Origin of the sequence: Nocardia salmonicida NBRC 13393, assembly GCF_001613085.1 — a bacterium.
Taxonomy (GTDB): Bacteria; Actinomycetota; Actinomycetes; order Mycobacteriales; family Mycobacteriaceae; genus Nocardia; species Nocardia salmonicida.
The window spans coordinates 20,473-34,288 of record NZ_BDBR01000049.1; the positions used below are offsets into that span (position 1 = coordinate 20,473).

At 67.2% G+C, this 13,816-nt stretch carries 12 protein-coding genes; 5 read left to right on the forward strand and 7 right to left on the reverse strand.

Features of this window, described 5'->3' with window-relative positions; all coding sequences use genetic code 11:
- Nucleotides 1-17: 17 nt before the first annotated feature.
- Entirely contained in the window at nt 18-440 is a 423-nt protein-coding gene (locus NS1_RS33345; protein ID WP_062990972.1) for a hypothetical protein, read from the forward strand.
- Between the two features lie 18 nt (nt 441-458).
- Here NS1_RS33345 and NS1_RS33350 read toward each other — a convergent pair whose 3' ends face one another.
- Nucleotides 459-1,331 (reverse strand): NAD(P)H-binding protein, encoded by an 873-nt coding sequence (locus tag NS1_RS33350; RefSeq protein ID WP_062990974.1) that lies wholly within the window; start codon nt 1,329-1,331, stop codon nt 459-461.
- 85 nt (nt 1,332-1,416) lie between these two features.
- On the opposite strand from NS1_RS33350, the gene NS1_RS33355 reads away from it, so the two are divergent.
- Nucleotides 1,417-2,208, forward strand: coding sequence for an AraC family transcriptional regulator (locus NS1_RS33355; RefSeq protein ID WP_062990976.1), 792 nt, complete (start codon nt 1,417-1,419; stop codon nt 2,206-2,208).
- A gap of 11 nt (nt 2,209-2,219) precedes the next feature.
- Here NS1_RS33355 and NS1_RS33360 read toward each other — a convergent pair whose 3' ends face one another.
- Both NS1_RS33360 and NS1_RS33365 read right to left on the reverse strand, forming a co-directional pair.
- Entirely contained in the window at nt 2,220-2,741 is a 522-nt protein-coding gene (locus NS1_RS33360; protein WP_062990978.1) for an OsmC family protein, read from the reverse strand.
- Nucleotides 2,742-2,773: 32 nt separating this feature from the next.
- The gene (locus NS1_RS33365) at nt 2,774-3,535 is read right to left on the reverse strand and encodes a lysophospholipid acyltransferase family protein (protein ID WP_062991044.1); all 762 of its coding nucleotides are present in this window, start codon (nt 3,533-3,535) and stop codon (nt 2,774-2,776) included.
- A 198-nt stretch (nt 3,536-3,733) separates the two neighbouring features.
- Here NS1_RS33365 and NS1_RS33370 point away from each other — a divergent pair, with 198 nt between their 5' ends.
- The 3 genes from NS1_RS33370 (at nt 3,734) to NS1_RS33380 (ending at nt 7,712) form a co-directional block, all read left to right on the forward strand.
- Nucleotides 3,734-4,624 carry a hypothetical protein gene (locus NS1_RS33370; protein WP_062990980.1) on the forward strand — a complete coding sequence of 297 codons (891 nt, stop codon included), beginning with the start codon at nt 3,734-3,736 and terminating at the stop codon, nt 4,622-4,624.
- Between the two features lie 101 nt (nt 4,625-4,725).
- The gene (locus tag NS1_RS33375; protein WP_062990982.1) at nt 4,726-6,261 is read left to right on the forward strand and encodes a Rieske 2Fe-2S domain-containing protein; all 1,536 of its coding nucleotides are present in this window, start codon (nt 4,726-4,728) and stop codon (nt 6,259-6,261) included.
- A gap of 74 nt (nt 6,262-6,335) precedes the next feature.
- Entirely contained in the window at nt 6,336-7,712 is a 1,377-nt protein-coding gene (locus NS1_RS33380) for an FAD-binding oxidoreductase (protein ID WP_062990984.1), read from the forward strand.
- 13 nt (nt 7,713-7,725) lie between these two features.
- On the opposite strand, the gene NS1_RS33385 is transcribed toward NS1_RS33380, so the two are convergent.
- Genes NS1_RS33385 through NS1_RS33400 form a run of 4 tightly spaced genes read right to left on the reverse strand, consistent with a single transcriptional unit; the run spans nt 7,726 to nt 13,789 of the window.
- Nucleotides 7,726-8,775, reverse strand: coding sequence for a Gfo/Idh/MocA family protein (locus NS1_RS33385; RefSeq protein WP_062990986.1), 1,050 nt, complete (start codon nt 8,773-8,775; stop codon nt 7,726-7,728).
- A gap of 57 nt (nt 8,776-8,832) precedes the next feature.
- Entirely contained in the window at nt 8,833-10,749 is a 1,917-nt protein-coding gene (locus tag NS1_RS33390; protein WP_062990988.1) for a protein kinase domain-containing protein, read from the reverse strand.
- Entirely contained in the window at nt 10,746-12,611 is a 1,866-nt protein-coding gene (locus tag NS1_RS33395) for a serine/threonine-protein kinase (RefSeq protein WP_157125525.1), read from the reverse strand. The genes NS1_RS33390 and NS1_RS33395 overlap by 4 nt, the downstream gene beginning before the upstream one ends.
- 17 nt (nt 12,612-12,628) lie before the next feature.
- Entirely contained in the window at nt 12,629-13,789 is a 1,161-nt protein-coding gene (locus NS1_RS33400; RefSeq protein WP_157125526.1) for a DUF7373 family lipoprotein, read from the reverse strand.
- Nucleotides 13,790-13,816 lie beyond the last annotated feature (27 nt).

The following is a 13,816-nucleotide window of genomic DNA, read 5'->3' on the forward strand; positions in this document are numbered from 1 at the left end:
ATCGTGGGAGGAACACCATGAAGGCTCTGGGGATGATCGCGGCGGGCGTTGCGGTGACGGCGGTGGCCGTGTTGGGAGCCGGGCCCGCGCGGGCCGATTTCACCGACCCGGTGGAGTACACCGACAGTGGGGAGAACGTGGAGGACGATGGTTTCGGGGAGTACGCGGTCAGCCGGACCGAACCGGGGTCGTGTCTGGTGGTGCAGAACCACACGGGTGGGCGGGTGACGGTGCGGTTGAACTACCCGACCAGCGGGGGAAAGTGGCAGTTCGACCACGACCAGGTCGGTGTGCTGACACGCAACGGCAAGCTGGTGACCTCGCCGTCGGGTAATTGGAATGTGCGCACGAACCCGCCGATCAGGTTCAACTGGGTCTACGACGGCAATATGAACGCCCGCAGGGGTTGCAACGGGTCGTGGGTGCTGACGATGAACTGAGCCGACGGGTCCGCCTGGTCAGCGGGGGGTTGTCACGGCGCGGTCGACGAAGGCGGTGCGGTGGTCGGCGGCCCAGGTGGCGTAGCTGCGGGGTGGGCGGCCGAGGACGCGTTCGACGTCGTCGGTGATCAGTTCGTTGTGGCCGCCGCGGATGAAGGCTTGGCCGGTCAGTGCGCCGTCGACGAAGGCGGGCGGAAGGCCGGCGTCGACCATGAAGGCGCGGGCGTCGGCTTCGGCGATATCGGTGACGGCGATCGGGCGGTCGATGATCTGGGCGAGGACGGCGGCCTGGTCGCGGCCGGTGTGCAGGGTGGGGCCGGTCAGGGTGTAGGTGCGGCCGTGGTGGTCGTTGGAGCGCAGCGCCGCTGCGGCGACGGCCGAGACATCGCGCGGGTCGACCACGGCCTGTCTGCCCTCGCCGGTGAGGTTCGGGACGGGGTGACCGTTGCTGAGCGGTTCGATCCAGCTGAACGTATTCGAGGCGAAAGTGTTGGGGCGCAGGATCGTCCACTCCAGACCCGAGTCGCGCACGGCCTGCTCCCCCGGCACATGCCAGGAGCCCGGCACGCCCAACCGTGGATCGCCGGTGCCGACGGCGGACAGCTTCACCACGCGCCGCACACCGGCCTCGCGCGCGGCAGCCACCAATGCGGCATCGGTGCCGGTGTCGTCCGGGCCGGGGATCCCGACGAGAAACGCGGCCTCGATGCCCCGCATGGCGGGCCCGAACGTTGTCGGGTCGCGGTAATCGACCCGAACCACCTCGACCCGGGCGGGGAACTCGGTCCGCTTCGGGTCGCGGGTCGCCGCCCGGACGGCGACGCCCTCGGCTACCAACTGTCGAACGATGTCGCTTCCGATGGTGCCTGTCGCACCGGTGATCAGGATCATGGGATGAGCATGGACGCCGGGCTACCTGCGAATATAGGAGAAATCCGCACGGACATCGCGGCCGGCGACGCCTACAGTCGATCAGGTGGAGTATCTGACCCCGGCGCACATCGAAACCCCCGTGACGACACCGGAATCGTTGCGCCCCTGGCTCACCGAACTCACCAGCACGCCGGTGTTCGACGATCTCGCTCAGCCGTTCACGCATCCTCCCGCGGCGACGACCACAGTGGTGCTGCGCACCGAACAATCCGGCCGCAGTAGGGCATTCGTCGTCGGCGCGCAGACGAAGGCGTCCTACTCGCGACCCGATGAGCCGGCCGGTTGCGTGCGGCTGCGGTTGGAACCGGGTGTCACACGTCAGCTCCTCGGCGTCGCCGCCACCGAACTCACCGACCGCGTCCTTCGCCTCGACGAATTGCCCGGTCCGCTGGGTGGTTTCGCGCCGGAACTGACCGAGCTGCCGACCGAGCAGGCGATCAGCTACCTGGAAGATCGACTGCCGCAGCATGTCTCGGAATCACCTACCGAACGCGCGCACCGGATCGTGCTACGCGAGGCGATCTCCGCGCTCGCCGCCGACAATGCCCCCGCACTTGCCGAACTCACCGCCCAGCTGGCCGTCAGCGAACGCCAGCTGCGCAACCTGTTCACATCGGGAATCGGCCTGTCCCCCAAGCATTTCGCCCGCATCCAACGCCTGCACCGCGTGCTCGCCTTCGCGGGCAACACCCCGTGGTCGCACCTGGCCATCGACACCGGCTACTACGACCAATCCCACCTCACCGCCGACTTCCGCACCCTGATGGGTGTCCCGCCCGCCGCCTACCTGCGCGGCAAGCTCCCCACACCGACCCGCTGCCAGATGCCACGCTGAGTGGTTCGCGATCACGGCGCGGGAGTGCACACCACGCGGATCGTCGGCGGATGCCGCAGGCTCTGGCCGACCACGCAGTAGCGCTCGGTGAGTTCGGCGAGCTTGGCCAGAGCAGTGTCGTCGACCGCTTCCGAGGTGGTGACGGTGATCGTCACGGCGATCGGCGAAACCCCGACTTCAGCGGTGCGATCGATGCCGAGGGTGCCGGTGGCGTCGAACGAGCCTGTCGCCTCGACATCGGCCCCGGTGAGCGGCAGGCCCATCGCGGTGGCGACGCTGCGGCACGTCACCCCGGCGCAGGCCGCCACCGCTTCGAGCAGCATGTCGCCCGAGCAGGCATCGGTACCGTCACCGCCGGTGGCGCGGTGCAGGCCCGCGCGGACCGGGCCCGCGAAGGTCCGCACCGTGCAGGTGATGCCGGGGTCGGTGAACGAGCCCGCACCCTGCAGCGCGGTGACCGCGGCGGCCGGGTCTTCCCGGTAGCGCTGTTTCACCGGAGCTTGCAGGGCCCTCAACTCCGCCGCGGTGGTCATCTATCGAGCGTATGCCCGCGTGAGGGCGAACGTCAGCCTTCGTTCTCCTGCGTTTTCTCGGCCTTGCGGGCGAAACGTTCGGCCGCTTCGGCGTCGTCGAGCGCGGTTGCCTCTTCGAGGGTCGGGGCACTGCCGCCGAGCCGTTTCGGGACCCAGTAGGCGCCGGGCTCGTGTTCGTAGGATTCCTGCAGGTCGGCGAGCATTTGCTGCATGGTGGAGCGGAGCTGCGCGGTGAGATCGGCGGCGGGTTCGTAGGGCTGGATGGGGGCGCCGACGGCGATCGAGATGGGGGTGTTGGTGCGGCCGAGACGCTTCGGGAAGCCCTTGGTCCACACGCGCTGAGCGCCCCAGATGGTGATCGGGATGATCGGCACCTCGGCTTCTATCGCCATCCGGGCCGCGCCGGACTTGAATTCCTTGATCTCGAAGCTACGGCTGATCGTGGCCTCGGGGTAGACGCCGACGAGCTCACCGTCGCGCAGGTACTGCACCGCCGACTGGTAGGAGTCGGCGCCCGCGGTGCGGTCGACCGGAATGTGCTTGAGGGTGCGCATGATCGGGCCGGAGATGCTGTTGTCGAACACCTCCTGCTTGGCCATGAACCTGATGTAGCGACGCGGGGTGCGCACGGGCAGACCCGCATAGGTGAAGTCCATGTAGCCGGTGTGGTTGACCGCCAGCACGGCGCCGCCGGTAGCGGGGATGTTCTCCGCTCCCTTGACGGTGAACTTCAGACCTTCGAGGAAGAACAGTGTTCGGGCCACGCCGATGATCGAGAAGTAGAGGGGTTCCACAATTACCCAAGCGTAGTCGTAGATCTCCCCGTCGGCAGGGGTGCGTTCGGTGGGCCCGATCACCGTAGAATCGCGGCGTTCGCTCGCGCAGCCAATCCGCTTCGCGCACACCGGTCTACACCCGGCGAGTCCGCTCGCCCCGACAGTCACCGCCCGCATCGCACGGGTGCCACGGCCTAGGAATTGAGGAACGTCGAAGTGGAACGCGCTCAGTCGACCCCGATCGCTACGACTCGCCGCGCCTACGCGCTGGTCGCCGGACTCGCCGTCGCGGCCCTGGTCACCGGCTGCGACTCGGTGTCGGGTATCCCGGGAGATCCGGTCGAGGCGACCACTACGGCGTCCACCACGTCAGCCGCGCCGACGACCACGGCGACCCAGGCCATCGCACCCGGCGAACCGGCGCCGAACAGTCCACTCCCCGCCGATGCACCGCAGGTCGGCACCGTGGCGGGCCATGCCGATGCCGTCACCGCTGTGCGCCGCTGGGCGGCCGACCTACAAAACGGCACGGTGAAGGAGCTCCAGGACAACTGCTGGACCATTCCCCCGGCTACCGTCGCCGAGATGTACGCCGACCCGCAGTCGGTGCTGGCCGCGCTCGCCGCGCCGGGCGCCGCGACCGCCGACACCGTGACCTGGCGTAACCGAACCACCACCGTCACCGTCGACCGTGAGTCCGTCGCGTCCGGCTATGCCTGCGGCAGGGTGTCCGCGGCGGGCGTCGAGCCCGGTTACGACGACGCGGACGCGCGCCACACCGTTCGCCGTTACCTCGCTCGCGCCACCGGCAAACCACTCGACGCGGCCGACATCGAAGCAGATCATCCACTGACCTGCAAGGCCTCTCCCGCCAATTGGGATCCCGAGGGCACCGGCAACCCCACAGCAGCCCCCTTGGCAGGCGACTCGGGCAAAGTAGGCAATGTCACCTCCTTCACCGGCGAGGAGCTACGATCCGACCAGGTTCGTGGCGACTACCTGGCAGTTCACGTCCCTGTGACCACCTCTCCCGGAGGCACGCGGACACGCACTTTCACCGTTGTCGCGACCGCTGAGGGCTATTGCATCGGTGACGTAACGATTTAGCCACTACCCTGGTTGGCTGGTACGCCGAAGCAATCAGGGGGCCTGAGGCGGTAGCTCGCCATTGATCCGGCGAATCAGATCCTGGTAGGAGGAAACAGCTCGTGCAGATCACCAGTGTCGGACATGCCGGCTTCCATATCCGAACCGAGGCCGGGACGATCCTGTGCGATCCCTGGGTCAACCCCGCGTACTTCGCGTCGTGGTTCCCGTTCCCGGACAACTCTCAGCTCGACTGGGAGTCCCTCGGCGATGTCGACTATCTCTACGTCTCGCACCTGCACCGCGACCACTTCGACGCCGCGCACCTGGCGAAGTACGTGAACAAGGACGCGACGATTCTGCTGCCCGACTACCCGGTGCTCGACCTGCGCCGTGAGCTCGAGGCGCTGGGATTCACCAAGTTCTTCGAGACCGAGGACTCGGTCAAGCACACGATCACCGGGCCGAAGGGCTCCGTCGACATCATGATCGTGGCGTTGCGCGCGCCCGCCGACGGCCCGATCGGCGACTCCGGCATTCTCATCTCCGACGGTGAGACCACCTGTTTCAACATGAACGACGCCCGTCCGGTGGATATGGACGTCATCCACGACGCGTTCGGCGACATCGACATCCACCTGCTGCAGTACTCGGGTGCGATCTGGTACCCGGCGGTGTACGACATCCCGGCTCGGACCAAGGCCAACTTCGGCAAGCAGAAGCGTCAGCGCGGGATGGATCGCGCGCGCTCATACATCGAGCAGGTCGGCGCGACCTGGGTGGTGCCGTCGGCCGGTCCGCCGGTGTTCCTCGACTCCGAGCTGCGCTATCTCAACGACGATCGCGGCGACGAGGGCAACATCTTCCCCGATCAGATCGTGTTCCTCGATCAGATGAGCATCCACGGCAACCCCGGCGGGATCCTGATGATCCCCGGTTCGGTCGCCGATGTGCGTGGCAAGGAACTCGACCTCGCGCACCCGTTCGACCCGGATCGGATCTACGGCGACAAGGCCGCCTACATCGAGGAGATGGCACAGCGTTTCGCGCCGGTGCTGGCCGCGGAGAAGGCGACGTGGGAGACCGGCGAGGGTTCGCTGCTCGAGCCGCTGCGCGAGCTGTTCGAACCGATCATGAAGCAGAGCGCGCTGATCAGCGACGGCATCGGCTACCCCGTCGGCCTGGTGATCGGCGAGGAGACCATCGTTCTGGACTTCCCGCATCGCACCGTGCGCGCGCCGCTGGAAGGCGAGGGCCGCTACCGCTACGGCTTCCGCATCGCCCCGGAACTGGTGCGCACCGTGCTGCGCGACAACGAGCCGGACTGGGTGAACACGATCTTCCTGTCCACCCGCTTCCAGGCGTGGCGCATCGGCGGCTACAACGAGTTCCTCTACACCTTCTTCAAGTGCCTCACCGACGAGCGGATCGCCTACGCCGACGGCTGGTTCTCCGAGGCGCACGACGACTCCGCCGTCACCGAACTCGACGGCTGGGAAGTCCAGCGCCGCTGCCCCCACCTCAAGGCCGACCTCTCCAAATTCGGTGTGGTGGAAGGCAACAACCTCACCTGCAACCTGCACGGCTGGCAATGGGATCTGGAGTCGGGACGCTGCAAGACATCGAAGGGTCACGAGCTGCGCTCGCGCAAGCTCTGAACCTTGAACCGGGGACGGCGTCCGAGGTAGTTTGAGTTTGTTCGGCTCATTCTCTACCCGACCAGGGAGCGACGATGACCGGCACACGAGTATCGACCTTGCTCGAAGCGATCCGCGGTGAGGTGATCACCGCGGACTCACCCGGCTACGACCAGGCGCGCTCGGTGTACAACGCGATGATCGACCGCCGACCCCTCGCGATCGTCCGCGCGGTCGACGTCGCCGACGTGCGGACCACCGTCGACGCCGCCCGCGAAAGCGGACTCGACCTCGCCATCCGCGCCGGCGCCCACAGTGTCCCGGGGTTCGGCACCGTCGACGACGGCATCGTCTTGGATCTGAGCGCCATGAAGGGCATCCGCATCGATCCCGAACGGCGGACGGCCCGCGTACAGGGCGGCTGCGACTGGGGCGACTTCGACCATGCCGCGCACTCCTTCGGGCTTGCCACCACCGGCGGCATCATCTCGACCACCGGCGTCACCGGCCTGACCCTCGGCGGCGGCATCGGCTATCTCGCCCGTGCCTACGGTCTGTCCATCGACAACCTCCGGTCCGCCGATGTGGTGCTGGCCGACGGATCCTTCGTGACCGCGAACGCGACCGAGCACCCCGATCTGAACTGGGCGCTGCGTGGCGGCGGCGGTAACTTCGGTGTGGTCACCGAAATGGAGTTCGACCTGCATCCGGTGGACACGATCTACGGCGGACCCATGTTCTTCGAGCTCGACGTCGCCGAAGAACTGTTGCGGACCTACCGCGACTGGATCGCCGCGGCACCACGCGCGATGGGCGCCTTTCCCGGCTTTCAGATCGCGCCGCCGCTGCCGTTCATCCCCCCGGAACGCGTCGGCGAGCCGTTCGTACTCCTGGTGTCCTGCTTCAACGGCGCCGACGAAGACGCCGAAGCACTGCTCGCGGACTTGCGGGCGGTCGCGACACCGGTGGCCGAGCACGTCGGCCGGATGCCCTACCCGGCCCTCAACAGCGCCTTCGACGGGCTGTTGCCCCCTGGCCTGCAGCACTACTGGAAGGCGGCGTTCCAACCCGAACTCACCGACGGCGCCCTCGCCGCCCACCTCGAGTTCGGCCCTCGCGTGCCCGCCGTGCAGTCCACCATGCACCTCTACCCGATCGACGGCGCCGTGCAGGATGTCGCGGTGGACGACACCGCGTTCGCGTACCGCACCGCGAATTTCGCCCCCGTGATCGCCGGTATGTGGCCGGATCCGGCCGACAACGAAGCCAACATCAAGTGGGTGCGCGACTACCACTCCGCGCTCGAGCCCCACACCGCCGACGGCGGCTACATCAACTTCATGGCCTCCGACGACCAGGGCCGCGTCCGCGCCAACTACGGCCCCCACTTCGATCGTCTGGCCGGCGTCAAGAAGACCTACGACCCGACCAATCTGTTCCACCTGAACCAGAACATCGCCCCGGCGCAGTAGTCGCCGGATACCTTCACGAAGTGAGATCGGCGGGTTCCGCTACGTGGCGGGCGTATTCGAGGATGCGCAGGGTTTCCACGGCGTCGCGGGGGTCGACCGGGACCGGAGCTCCGTCGAGCAGCGCGGCGGCCATTCCCGCGTAGAAGGCGGGGTAGTCGCCGGGGAGAGTGGGGATCGGGCGAAGATCCTCGCCCGCGCCGAAGGTGCCCCACTTTTCGGATGCGACTGTGCCCCAGGGCTTTCCGTCGCCCGGGCGGCGGCCTGCGCGCAGTTCGTCTTCCTGGGGGTCGAGGCCGGACACGGTGTAGCCGTTGGCGGATCCGAGCACGCGCAGTCGCGGGCCCAGTTGCGGCGCAACGGCGCTCATCCACAATTGCGACCGGGTGCCGTTGGCATGGGTGAGGGCGATGAAGGCGTCGTCATCGGCTTTGACGTCAGGGCGGCGGCGATCGAGCTCGGCGTAGACCTCGACCACCGGGCCGAACAGCGTCAGCGCCTGGTCGACCAGGTGACTGCCGAGATCGAACAGGATGCCCGCGCCGTCCTCGGCATCGCCGACTTCGCGCCAACCACCCTTGGGAACCGGCCGCCACCGTTCGAACCTGGACTCGAACCGCCGGACCTCACCCAATTCACCGGCATCCATCAGCGCACGCACGGTCAGAAAATCGTTGTCCCAGCGACGATTCTGGAAAACACTCAGCGGCAGATCGGCCCGCGCCGCAGCGTCGACCACTTCCTCGGCATCGGCCGCGGTCACCGCGAACGGCTTGTCCACCACCACCGGCAACCCGGCGGCCAGCGCCTGCAACGCCAGCGGCGCGTGCGAGCGATTCGGCGTGGCGATCACCGCGAGATCGACGTCCTCGTCCTCGACGAACATCTCCTGCGCCGACTTCCACACCCGCACCCCCGGATGCTCGGCCCGCGCCTGTGCGGCCCGCTCCTCCGAGGAGGTCACTACGGCAGCTACCCGCATTCGCGGATCGGCGGCGATGAGCGGCGCGTGGAACACCGACCCGGCCAAGCCGTATCCGACTACCGCTACTCCGAGCTGGTCCATGGCTGCCCTTTCGTGGTGGTCTGCGAAATCGCAGTATTCACCGTAGCCGGGCCTGACTCAGCGCTCGGGCAGTTTCCCGACCGCCTGTCGTAGGAGGGACGAGGCGATCGCGCACATCTCGTCGCGGATTTCCTCGTTTCCGTGTACCGAGACCTCGATGGTCTCCTTGCCGGCATCCGGCATCAGGAACGCGCGGGAGCAGATGGCCTTCGAACCGCCCTTGCCGAGATGCATCTGGACCCCGTCGACCGTGACGATCTCCAGATCCTTGCCCGTAGTGCTCGTACTGGTGCTGACAAGCTCCAGGGTGACTCGCACGCGCGCGTCCCACTGGCAGGTGTGCGCGTCGGCGATCGTGGGCTCGGGTGGCAGGACACCGATCTTCTCGGCGACGGCGTCGCGGTCGAGCAGCGCGCACGGTTCCAGCAGGGCCAGCGAGGACTCCCTGCCCTCGGCGCGCGGCGCGGTCGTCAATGAACGGGCGAGGTTGGCCGCGATGTAGTCGAGACCCGCGCATTCCTTCACCCCGGACGGATTGCTGAGGACGATGACAATGCCGGATTCGTGCTCGGCGCCTGGGCTCGCGATGGCCCGCGTACAAGATGCCGCGCTGCCATCGATGATCGGAACCCCCTCTACCACCGTCTTATTGGGTGTCAGGTATTCGTCCTCCTTCCCCAGATGCAGGTAGAAGGCGTAGCGGTTGGAACTGGCGGTACACCCCCAGCTCGGGGACGGACTCAGCTCCCAGGTATCCGCGGCCAGTGGTGTCGGCGCGACCGGCACCGAGTCGCCGAGGGCCGAGGTCAGCCAGGGGCAGGCATCGATCTGCCGCAACTGCGCCAGGGTCAGCCCGGCCACCGGTCCCGGCTCACTTTCTTCGCGTGTCGCGATGTAGGTGATCCCGACGAGCGCCACGAGCAGTGCTGCCAGTCCACCTGCCAGGCCACTCCGGGCTCTCGGACTCGCCGCGCTCCAACGAAGACGCCCGGATTCCAGTACACGCCTGCCGTATTCGACGCTCGCACGACCTGATTCGACCATGACCACCGAAAAAGGCCGTCCAGGTATGGGTTCCGGTGCGGAAATCGCAGGCAGTGCGGCGAGCAGCGCCGAGATCTCGTGCTGCTGGCGCCCGATGTCATCGAGAACGGGGGCAGGCCATGGTGGCGGACCGCTCGGCTGGGCGCCGAGGTAGGCGAGGATTTGCCCTGGAGTGGGGCGGGCTGCCGGATCCTTGCGCAGACACGCGGCCAGCATCTCGAACAGCGGCTCTGGCACCCGGCTCAGATCGGGTTCGCGCTGGGCGATGTTGAACAGCGTGTACGGCACCGATGGTGCGGCGAACGGTGCGACGCCGGAGGCCGCGAAAGCGAGGACAGAACCGAGGGAGAACACGTCCGAAGCCGGCGTCAGCTCATACCCGAGCGATTGTTCCGGTGACAGGAAGTCCGGCGTGCCCATGGCCGTCGCGGTGGCGGTTCCGGCGGCCGGGGTGATACCGACTTCACCGAGACGGCCACTGTCCCGAGCCAGCAGCACCGTGTCGGCACGGATGCGCTGATGCACGAGGCCTGCGGCATGCACGGTCCGCAACGCCGAGGCCAGGGCGGCGGCCAGGGCGCGAACGGCAGGCACAGGCAGTGGCCCGTGTTCGGCTACAGCGGTGTCGAGGCGCACGCCTGGAACGAATGCCGATGCCAACCAAGGCTTCTCAGCATCGGCGTCGACGTCGATCACCGTGGTGTTGGCGGATCCGGACACACGCATCGCGGCAATCGCGCTGTGCCGCATCCTGATCCGGAACTCGGGCTCGTCGAGAAGTTCCGGTAGCGCCTGTCGCACGACGACCAAAGAGTCATCGGGGCCGGTGGCGAGCACGGACCGGAATCCGGCCGCGGACTCGAGTGTGCCGAGCACCCGGTAGCGGCCGATGGTGGGTGGATCGCTGGGACCGGGCGGATGGATCGTCATGATGGGGGCAACTTCTCGAGTACGGGTTCGAACAAATCGGCGACGGTCTCGCAGTTACCGTCGGCCTGCGGGGTGTTCGGGTAGTACGAGGCCCGCAGTTGCTCGGCCTGATCGTCCTTGGTCGGCATCACCATGAGGACAAAAGTGCAGTATGTGGGACCGCTGCCGTCGAGATAGACCGTGTGCTCCCCGATCGTGCGTGTCGGCCGGGCCTTTCGGCTCGTGACATTGTCCGGCCGGATGGTCTCGGTGACGTCGACTGTGAAAAGGCCGTTGGCACCGGTCATCGCGCAGCCGTGGGGAGTCGATGAGCGCACGAGGTCACCGAGCGACGAACGAGTTGCCGTGAGGTCGATCAGCGAGCACAGGTCGAGCGACAGCAGCGAGCCCTGCGGGTGGGTCCGCAGCGGCGGATTGACCGACAGCCGCCGGACCACCGCCGCGAGTGCGCGTTCGGACTCCGGGCAGAGGTCCCCCGCGGGCGGAAAGGTGCTCGCACTCATCTTCAGCACCATCGGCAAACCGCTCTGCGTCACCACCATCCGGTCACAGGAGGCGGACTCCTTGTGACGTCCGAACACCGGCATCCAATTGATGGTGCTACCCATCGGCTGTTTGTCGTCACGCACATCGGCGACACTCTCGCTGGTATCCAGGCCGAAAGACATCGTGCGACCGGCCTGATCGCGATACCCGACAGTGCAGCCGCCGAAGGCGTTCGGGACTACTTCACTTGTCGCCGTTCCAAGTTCACCGAGCACCGACGGATCCAGCAGCGCGCAGATGTCGAGCCGGCGGGATTCGTCGTCGGTCAGTGCCAGGGGCGGATCGTCCATCGCCACCGCGTTGCCCTCGACGCCGACGCCCCAGAATGCGATAGCGGACAACACCAGTGCCGACACCGCCGCAGCGACGGGAACCAGTCGCGACCACTTCGGCTTCGGCTGTTCAGGCGCGATCGACGCTGCGGCAGCAGCGGTTCCGTCAGCCCAGCGACCCGCCTCGGCCTGGCAGTCGGCGATGCGTCTGCGGATCCTGACCGGCCAGACGGGTTCGGCGTCGATCCGGCTCGCCGCGTCGAGCAACTGGTCGGGGGTCGGTCGCGCCGACGGGTCCTTGGCGAGGCAGGCATCGACCAGCGCGCGGATCTGCTCCGGAATTCCGGTGGTATCCGGAGAGTTGTAGAGCACGTTGTAGAGGACCTGCGGGGTGGAGGCCGCGTCGAACGGGCTCGCGCCGGTGGCCGCCATCGCGAGGACCGCACCGACGGCGAAAACATCGGAAGCCGGTGTGAGCGGCCGGCATTCGGCCTGTTCGGGTGACATGTACGCGGGCGAGCCGATCACCGCGCCGGTGGCGGTGAGGTTGACGTCGTCCTCGAGCGCCCTGGCGATGCCGAAGTCGATCACGCGTGGACCGTCGTTGGTGAGCAGGATGTTGCTCGGCTTGAGGTCGCGATGCACCAGGCCGGTGCGGTGGATCTCGAGCAGCGCCATGGCCAAACCGGTGGCCAGGAGTTTCAGCCCGTTCAGGTTGAGGCGGCCGAACTCGCCGATCATGTCCTGCAAGCCGGGACCCGCGATGTATTCCGAAGCCAGCCATGGTGTTTCGGACTCCGCGTCGTGGTCGACCACGCCCGCGGTGTAAGCGCCGGTGACCTGTTGTGAGGCCAACACCTCCCGCCGGAACCTGGCACGGAACTCCGGATTGCCGGTGAACTGGCGGTGGATCTGCTTCACCGCGACCAACCGGCCGTCCTGGCCCTGGCCGAGCAGCACCTGTCCCATGCCACCCCGGCCGATCACGGCGAGCAGGCGATAGCGGCCCAGCTGTTCGGGATCCTGCGAATTCAGCGGTTTCATCGCCGCGCCTCCCGTGTTCACCACGACCCGCTCAGTAGCGCGTGCTGCGCGACCGCCTGCTGTCGAATATCGGTCTCCTGGTTGCTGTAGAGGCGGACCACGAACTCGTTGTGGCGCACCAGGCAGGAGAACCGCCGGGCGGCAACCGACCTGTTGTCCGGCCTCGCCGCGCGGTAGCAGGAAACACCCGAGAGTCCCGGCGGACCCGTCATCGGTGTGTAATCAGCTGCCAGCGAATGTCTTTCCTCGGTGTCGGCGTAGGTCTTCGCGGCTTCGCCGTCCCGCGCGCGGTACAGGAACTTGTTGTACGACACCGCGATCGCGTCGATCGAGCTCTGTTCGAACTCACGCAGATTGACCGACGGATCGTCACGCAACAGGGCATAGGAACGAGGCCCGTAGACCATGAAATCCCACTTGTCGGGCCAGTAGTCGCCGGTCTTCACCACATGGGTGAGCAACTTGTCGCTGTCGAGTTTCAGCTTCGGCACGTCGGCGGCGGGCGTCGGAACGAAGGTGCCGAGCTCGGCCAGCTGTGCGCGGTAAGTCCGCGTGAGCAGATCGGTCAGCAGTTCCGGGCTGGGCTCGATGATCTTGGCGTACAACCTGATCACCAGGTTCTTCCACACCAGCCAGCTCCCGACCGTCGGCACACCGGGTCGCCAATGTGACAGTGCGGCAGGATATTCCGGAAGAGGCAAGGGAGCGTTCTCTGTGTTCGCGGCGAAATCCGCGGCAGCCATCGCCTGCGCGGCCGCCATCGCTTGGGCCTCGTCGGGTAGGGACAGGATCGCGATCGACAGCAGCTTGTGCTTCGATTCGTTGTCCGACTGGCCGTTGCTCGCGATCGCGCCGTAGCCGGCCAGCACGTCGAACGGCCCGAGCGCGCTCCGCTGTACGCCCGAGAGCATTCTGTCGACACCGCCTACCCCGACGATCAGCCCGTCACCGTCGCCCTCGGTCAATTCCGGGTCGACGCGGTCGGCGAGCAGTAACCGCTCGCCGATGCGCACGGATTCCACCAGCGTTCCGCGCACCGTGTTCGGCGCGTCGTCGTAGTCGCCCGCCACCGGTTCGAGGGCATAGTCACCGTGATCGGGTGCGGCGTTGTCACCGCATGCCGCGGTGAGCAGGGTGAGCGATAACAACGGCGCCAGCCAACACAACCGATTACGCACGAACATTCCCCTCCGACCGCAGCGTCG

What these genes read in the sequence shown, in the direction of transcription:
- NS1_RS33345 (WP_062990972.1), top strand. Translation starts at nt 18, where the DNA reads ATGAAGGCTCTGGGGATGATCGCGGCGGGCGTTGCGGTGACGGCGGTG.
- NS1_RS33390 (WP_062990988.1), bottom strand. Translation starts at nt 10,749, where the DNA reads ATGACGATCCATCCGCCCGGTCCCAGCGATCCACCCACCATCGGCCGC.
- NS1_RS33395 (WP_157125525.1), bottom strand. Translation starts at nt 12,611, where the DNA reads ATGAAACCGCTGAATTCGCAGGATCCCGAACAGCTGGGCCGCTATCGC.
- NS1_RS33350 (WP_062990974.1), bottom strand. Translation starts at nt 1,331, where the DNA reads ATGATCCTGATCACCGGTGCGACAGGCACCATCGGAAGCGACATCGTT.
- NS1_RS33380 (WP_062990984.1), top strand. Translation starts at nt 6,336, where the DNA reads ATGACCGGCACACGAGTATCGACCTTGCTCGAAGCGATCCGCGGTGAG.
- NS1_RS33385 (WP_062990986.1), bottom strand. Translation starts at nt 8,775, where the DNA reads ATGGACCAGCTCGGAGTAGCGGTAGTCGGATACGGCTTGGCCGGGTCG.
- NS1_RS33360 (WP_062990978.1), bottom strand. Translation starts at nt 2,741, where the DNA reads ATGACCACCGCGGCGGAGTTGAGGGCCCTGCAAGCTCCGGTGAAACAG.